The sequence below is a fragment of the Simplicispira piscis genome (assembly GCF_054783455.1).
Window position 1 is genome coordinate 56,779 of record NZ_BAAGQN010000023.1, and the last position, 6,454, is coordinate 63,232.

The 6,454-nt window shown below is 65.1% G+C and carries 6 protein-coding genes; 5 read left to right on the forward strand and 1 reads right to left on the reverse strand.

The annotated features are described in order from the left end of the window. Positions 1-39: 39 nt before the first annotated feature. The 4 genes from ACYVOC_RS16360 to ACYVOC_RS16375 all read left to right on the forward strand — a co-directional run bounded on the left by ACYVOC_RS16360 (position 40) and on the right by ACYVOC_RS16375 (position 4,257). Positions 40-1,488: a hypothetical protein gene (locus ACYVOC_RS16360; protein ID WP_461162472.1), complete on the forward strand. Its 1,449-nt coding sequence runs from the start codon at positions 40-42 to the stop codon at positions 1,486-1,488. Further along, entirely contained in the window at positions 1,478-3,052 is a 1,575-nt protein-coding gene (locus ACYVOC_RS16365) for a DUF3482 domain-containing protein (protein WP_461162473.1), read from the forward strand. The genes ACYVOC_RS16360 and ACYVOC_RS16365 overlap by 11 nt, the downstream gene beginning before the upstream one ends. An 87-nt stretch (positions 3,053-3,139) precedes the next feature. Beyond that, positions 3,140-3,817 (forward strand): transglutaminase-like domain-containing protein, encoded by a 678-nt coding sequence (locus tag ACYVOC_RS16370; protein WP_461162476.1) that lies wholly within the window; start codon positions 3,140-3,142, stop codon positions 3,815-3,817. After that, positions 3,814-4,257 carry a PaaI family thioesterase gene (locus ACYVOC_RS16375; protein ID WP_116003200.1) on the forward strand — a complete coding sequence of 148 codons (444 nt, stop codon included), beginning with the start codon at positions 3,814-3,816 and terminating at the stop codon, positions 4,255-4,257. The genes ACYVOC_RS16370 and ACYVOC_RS16375 overlap by 4 nt, the downstream gene beginning before the upstream one ends. Positions 4,258-4,263: 6 nt before the next feature. Here ACYVOC_RS16375 and ACYVOC_RS16380 read toward each other — a convergent pair whose 3' ends face one another. Continuing rightward, positions 4,264-4,683, reverse strand: a complete 420-nt coding sequence (locus ACYVOC_RS16380) for an RNA-binding S4 domain-containing protein (RefSeq protein WP_461162474.1) — start codon at positions 4,681-4,683, stop codon at positions 4,264-4,266. 46 nt (positions 4,684-4,729) lie between these two features. Here ACYVOC_RS16380 and ACYVOC_RS16385 point away from each other — a divergent pair, with 46 nt between their 5' ends. Further along, positions 4,730-6,235: a sigma-54 interaction domain-containing protein gene (locus tag ACYVOC_RS16385; protein ID WP_116005936.1), complete on the forward strand. Its 1,506-nt coding sequence runs from the start codon at positions 4,730-4,732 to the stop codon at positions 6,233-6,235. The last annotated feature ends 219 nt before the right edge of the window (positions 6,236-6,454 follow it).

The following is a 6,454-nucleotide window of genomic DNA, read 5'->3' on the forward strand; positions in this document are numbered from 1 at the left end:
TTGTCCGGGTATCCTCAAAGAGACCATGAAACCATCGACATGCTGCTGACCGAATTGCAAGCCCAGCAAATCACCCTGGTCCGGGTGCTGGAACAAACCCGGGACAACGGGGGGCTGTGGACCGCGGGCGATGCCCATGAGGCGACCCGTGCCGCACGGGAGCTGGTGGGGCGTGGTGCGCCCTTTCATGTCTTCGTGGCCCGCAGGGCGCAGTGGGCACTGGAGGAAATCCAGCGCCGCAGCCCTGGCCAGGCGGTTCGGCTGCGAGTGCCCAGACTGCCTTTTTGGGCGGGATGGGTACTGGCCGTGTGCGCCTTGCTGGCCGGTTTTGCCACCGACTACCTGGCAGCGCAGCCCCATATCGACGTGGTGGAATGGCCTTTGGTGCTGTTGATTGGCTGGAATTGGCTGGTGTTTACCTGGCTCTGCCTGGCCTGGCTGTGGCGCCGGATTGGCCCGGGCCACGGGTCGCACGGGTTGCCAGCCGCTGCCCTGGGACGTTGGTGGGTTTGGGAGATGCTGGGCTTGCGCAGTGGGAAAAGCCGCCCCTGGGCTGCGGACTTCCGCCAGGCCTGGACCACGCTGGCGGCGCCTTTGCAGGCGGTGCGCTTCAGGCTCGCAGCCCACCTTGCCGCGCTGCTGTTTGCACTGGGCGCAGTGGGCAGTTTTTGGGCCCGGGGCATCAGCGAAGAGTACCGTGCAGGCTGGAAAACCACCTACGCCTTTGTGAACGGCGAACTGTTGCACGCCATCGTCAGCGTGGTGCTGGCGCCAGGCGCCTGGCTGCTGAACCTGCCGATTCCGGATGCACAGCACATTGACCGCTTGCGTATGCCGGGCAGTGCGGGCGAAGTCGCCGAGCCCTGGATCTGGCTGTATGGTGCCTCCGTGCTGGTGTGGGTTGCGGCGCCCCGGCTGTGCCTGGTGCTGCTCAACGCGCTGGCCCGCTGGCGTTTGCGGCGTGCTTTCCCCTTGTCGATGCGCGGGGCTTATTTCATTACCCTGGGCGCTCTCTGGAGGGGCCAGAGCATCGGTGTCGTGGTGGTGCCGTTCCGCTATGCCCTGTCGCCCGAGGTGCGCAGCAGGCTGGCCACGATGCTCGAGCGCATCTACGGCCTGGCCGTGGACATTGCCATCGAGCCACCGGTTTTGATGGGCAACGATGCCACCGACTGGAAGAAAGCGATTCACCCCGAAGGCCATGTGGCGGTACTGGCCCTTTTCCCGCTGGCGGCCACGGCAGAAGCCGATGCCCAGGGCGTGCTGCTCCAGCGCTTGCAGCGCAGCGCAGGGAGCGATACACCTGTGGTGCCGGTGGTCGACATGGGGGGCTTTCCGCTCCAGGACATCGACCGCCTGCGCCAGCGCTGCAACCAATGGCGCCGCGTGCTGGACAAGGTGGGCTGCAAGCCCCTGTTCGTCGATTTGCAGCAAACTCGCGAAGAAGACCTGCAGGCCCTGCACCAACGGCTGAACCATGACCACTGACACTGCGCCCCCGCCATCGCCCTGTATCGACATTTTTGTGGTCTCCCATACCAATGTGGGCAAGACCAGCCTGGTGCGTACCCTGCTGGGGCAGGATGTGGGCGAAGTGGAAGACGCCCCCGATGTGACCCAGGCGCTGGCCGCCTACGACCTGGTCGTTGCGCCAGACGGCGGTGCCTTGCGCTTATGGGACACCCCGGGGTTTGGCGACAGCTTTCGGCTGGCGGGCCGCTTGCGCCGCAAGCAGCGCTGGCTGGCCTGGCTGGTGCGTGAAGTCTGGGACCGGCGCTTTCACCCTGCCCTGTGGCGGGGGCAGCGCCTGGCCCTGGAGTTGCGTGCGCGGGCCAGCGTGGTGCTGTACCCGGTGAACCTGCTGGAGAGTCCTGTGGACGCGGTGTATGTGGCGCCTGAACTGGAGATCCTGGCCTGGGTGGGCAAGCCCGTGCTGGTATTGCTCAACCAGGGGGGTGACCAAGGCGCCGGGGACCGCCGCGCCGCCGAATGGCGCCACCACCTGGGCGGCTTCCCCGTGGTCCAGCGCGTGCTGGGCCTGGATGGCTACACGCGCTGCTGGCTGCAGGAGCTGGTGCTGTTCAATGAAATCGGCCAGGTGCTGCCGGAGAGCGACCGCCCCGCCTACCACCAACTGGCGTTGCTGCTGGGGCAGGGCTACCGCAGGCGTTTCGATGCCTCGGTCGAGGCGCTGGCCGAGTACCTGCTGCGCCTGTCCAATGACACGGTAGAAATGGACGCGCGCTGGTTTGATGGCATCAAGGATGCCTGGAAGAGCGTGCGTGCCCGCATCCCCGGAGGCCGCAATATGGAGCGGACGCCCTTTGAGTCGGGTATGCAAAGCCTGGCGCAGCGCTATGCCGAGCAAACCAAGGGCGTCACAGACAAACTGATTGCCTTGCACCGGCTGGACGGCGTTTCGGCGGCTGAAATCATGGAAATGGCCAACGGCAAACTGGCGATCCACAAACCGGTCGATGCCTCCTCGTCGGCCCTGGCCGGAGGGGTGGTTTCCGGCATCCTGACCGGGCTTGCCGCCGACCTTCTGACCGGAGGGCTGTCGCTGGGAACCGGTGCGCTGGTGGGCGGCATCATGGGCGCGTTGGGCGGTGCCGCCCTCGCCAGGGGCTACAACGTCTATACCCACAAAGACAAAAAAATCGTGCGTTGGAGCGCCGATTCGCTCACCGAGGCCCTGGGCAAAGCCACCATGCTGTATTTGTCCATCGCCCATTTCGGGCGGGGGCAGGGCCAGTGGCGCCGCAAGGAAGATCCGCTGGAATGGGCGGCGGCCGTCCAGGCGGTGCTTTTGAATGAACAGGCGCAGATTGCGCATCTGTGGTCGCAAGCGAGTGCTCTGCCGCCCGTGCCGCAGGCGCACGCTCAATGCGCCGCCCTCGTGCAAACGGTTTTGCGCAATGTGCTGTTGCACCTGTACCCGGATGCCGGGGTGATCTTGCCCCGGGTTGATCACATTGTGCCGCCCGTGCCCTTGCCTGATGTGCGGCAAAAGGCAGGCAGCGACCCGGCTGCCGGGATGGAGCCGCAGTAGTTCTTGTGCCCATGGCGCACAGGTTCATGGTGGCGTTGGCACCTGCGCGACAGTTACCAAGCAGTAGCTTGGGTGAAACTTCGCCAGATGACCGACCACCCGACTCCGGCTGCATCGACCGCCACGGCGGTGATAGACAGCGACCACCCTGCAATCGTCGCCTTTGCCAGCCAGCATGCACAAGGCAATGACACCCGAGAGCGCGCTGTGGCGTTGTACCTTGCGGTGCGTGACGGGTTTCGCTACGACCCCTATCGCATTGATCTGTCTCCCCAGGGCATGCGGGCCAGTACGGTGCTGGCCAGTGGGTATGGATGGTGTGTGCCCAAGGCCGTCTTGTTGGCGGGCGCTTGTCGTGCGGCCGGCATACCGGCACGGCTGGGCTTTGCCGATGTGCGCAACCATCTGAGCACCGAGCGCATGCGAGAGACCATGAAAACCGACCTGTTCATTTGGCACGGTTACACCGACATCTGGATCGACGGCGGCTGGGTGAAGGCGACACCGGCGTTCAATATCGGTTTGTGTGAGCGTTTCGGTTTGCTGCCCCTCGAATTTGATGGGCGCAGCGATTCGATCTACCACCCCTTTGACCGTGCAGGCAACCGCCACATGGAATATGTGCGCCAGCGCGGCACTTTTGACGACCTGCCGCTGGAGCAAATTGTTGCGGATTTCCAAGACGTCTATGGGTCCTGGATGACGGACCCGGCAGCGTTGCAGTCCGCCAGTTTTCAGCAAGACGTGGAGAAGGAAACGCGATGATGGAGCCGCCCCTGATTCCCCCGGGATTTCACCCGTTCGAGGCCGGTGGATCGTTCATGCAGGGCAATGGCCCTTTGTACCTGCTGCACCAGGGCGATGTGGTCAAGTTTGGCTTTCGGGTCGAGCAGCGGCACAGCAACCCCATGGGCAACCTGCATGGCGGCATGATGGCCACCTTTTGCGACATGCTGTTGCCGCTGTCGGTGCACCGCAAAAACAGCGAGGTGGGCATGCGCTTTCTGCCCACCATCAGCCTGCAGATCGACTACCTGGCCCCCTCGCCGCTGGGTTGCTGGGTGGAGGGCGAGGCCGAACTGCTGCGTGCCACGCGATCGCTGGTGTTTGCCCAGGGCCTGGTGCGTGCCGATGGTGTGCCCTGCGCACGTGCCAGCGGTGTCTTCAAGATCGGACCAGCCATTCCGGGCGAAGTGGCGGGCTGATTTCGCTCAGTCGTCGATCGAAGCGCTCCAGCGGCTGCCCCAGCCGCGGGCCCGGTCGATGTCGCGGCGGTCGCGTTTGGTGGGGCGGCCTTCGTGCAAGGCTGCTGCAGGCTCGGGCGCCAGGCGACGCAGCTCCTGTGCTTTTTCGCGCAGGGCGATGCTTTCGGCGGTTTCCTCGTACAACTGCTGTGCCACGGGCGCGGGCCCGCGCATGCCGCTCAGGGCGCGTACGACCACCGTGCGCTGCACAGGGCCTTGGCGCAGCACCACGGTGTCGCCGGGGCGCACTTCGCGCGAAGCCTTTGCGGCCAGGCCGTTGACGGTGACGCGGCCTTTGGCGATTTCATCGGCCGCCAGGCTGCGCGTCTTGTAAAAACGGGCGCACCACAGCCATTTGTCGATGCGCAGGGATTCCAGGGTGCTCATGCCCGTCATTGTGCAGCCAGCAGGCCCGCACGCTACCATCCACGCCATGCCAGATTCTTCCGACCAGATACCCGCACTGCCGCTGGATGCGCAAGGCATCCTGGAGCTGGCGGCGCGTTCCATGTTCCAGTTGTTCTCCACGGTCAGCCAGGGCATGTTTCTGGTGGACCTGCGGGGACGCATCGTGTGGGTGAATGAGGGCTACCAGCGCTTTCTGCCCGATCTGGGGCTGAATTCCGTCGACCAGTTTGTGGGTCGCACCGTCGAGGAGGTGATCCCGAACACGCAGATGCGCCGCGTGCTGGAGACGGGCCAGGCCGTGCTGATCGACCTGCTGACCAACCGGGCAGGCACTTTTGTGGTCAGCCGCATTCCGCTGCGCGACGACGCAGGCAAGGTGATCGGTGCCATCGGCATCGTGCTGTTTGACCACCCGGAGACCACGCTGCAGCCGCTCATCAGCAAGTTCGCCCTGTTGCAGCGCGACCTGGACGATGCGCGCCGCGAGCTGGCGGCGCAGCGCAGCCAATCCCAGCGGGGCGCGGGTGCGGGCGACCGGCGCACCAAATACACCTTTGCCAGTTTTGTGGGCTCCAGCCCGGCCGCCACCGAAGTCAAGCGCCAGGCGCGCCGGGCCGCACAGTCGGCCAGCCCGGTGCTGCTGCTAGGCGAAACGGGCACCGGCAAAGAACTGCTGGCCCACGCTATCCACGCGGCATCGCAGCGTGCCAGTGGACCCTTTGTGGGCGTGAACATCGCGGCCGTGCCCGACACACTGCTGGAAGCGGAATTTTTTGGTGTGGCCCCGGGCGCCTACACCGGCGCCGACCGCAAGGGGCGTGACGGAAAATTCAAGCTGGCCGATGGCGGGACGCTGTTTCTTGACGAGATCGGTGACATGCCGCCCAGCCTGCAGGCCAAGCTGCTGCGCGCGCTGCAGGAGGGCGAAATCGAACCCCTGGGCTCGAACACGCTGGTGCCCTTTGACGTGCGCGTGGTGGCCGCGACCTCGCGCGATCTGGGTGCCCTGGTGCGCGAGGGGCGCTTTCGTGAAGACCTGTTCTACCGCCTGCATGTGCTGCCGGTGCGCGTGCCGCCGCTGCGCGAGCGACCGGGCGATATCCCCGCGTTGGTCGAAGTGTTGGGCGAAGACCTGGCCCTGCGCAATGGAACGGCTCCGCCCGAGCTGCTTTCCGATGCGATGGCCCTGCTGGCCGCTCAGCCCTGGCGCGGCAACATCCGTGAACTGCGCAATGTGCTGGAACAGGCCGCCATGCGCAGCGACTCCCAGTCCATCGATGCTGAACAGCTGCGCATGATCCTGCGTGAGAGCGGCGTGGAACCGGCTGCGCCCGTGGCGGAAGTCCACCTGCCCGAGGCGGCTGCTGGCCAGGACAGCCTGCTGCGTCCTCTGGCAGTGCAGGTGGCCGAGCTGGAGCGCCGGGCCATTGCTGCCGCCATGGCCGCCAACGGCGGTAACAAGCTGGCGACGTCGCGTCTGTTGGGGATTTCGCGGGCCACTTTGTACGGAAGGCTGGAAAACCCTGATTAAAAATCAGACAGCTGTCTTGAATTCAGTCGAATGATTTGCCTGAATTTCAGGCGAATGGAGGGCGTGAGAAGGGACAAGTGGCTTGCCCAGGGTGTGGAACATGCTGGCACGAATGCTGCAACATTCGGACACAACTTTACGAGACAACGCCATGCAACGACGCACCCTTGTAGCCCTGGCCGCACTGGCCACCCTCGCAGCCCCCGCCTTTGCACAAAC

Excerpts from the sequence above, each read along its gene's own strand:
- ACYVOC_RS16370 (WP_461162476.1), top strand. The coding sequence starts at position 3,140 with ATGACCGACCACCCGACTCCGGCTGCATCGACCGCCACGGCGGTGATA.
- ACYVOC_RS16385 (WP_116005936.1), top strand. The coding sequence starts at position 4,730 with ATGCCAGATTCTTCCGACCAGATACCCGCACTGCCGCTGGATGCGCAA.
- ACYVOC_RS16380 (WP_461162474.1), bottom strand. The coding sequence starts at position 4,683 with ATGAGCACCCTGGAATCCCTGCGCATCGACAAATGGCTGTGGTGCGCC.
- ACYVOC_RS16360 (WP_461162472.1), top strand. The coding sequence starts at position 40 with ATGCTGCTGACCGAATTGCAAGCCCAGCAAATCACCCTGGTCCGGGTG.
- ACYVOC_RS16375 (WP_116003200.1), top strand. The coding sequence starts at position 3,814 with ATGATGGAGCCGCCCCTGATTCCCCCGGGATTTCACCCGTTCGAGGCC.
- ACYVOC_RS16365 (WP_461162473.1), top strand. The coding sequence starts at position 1,478 with ATGACCACTGACACTGCGCCCCCGCCATCGCCCTGTATCGACATTTTT.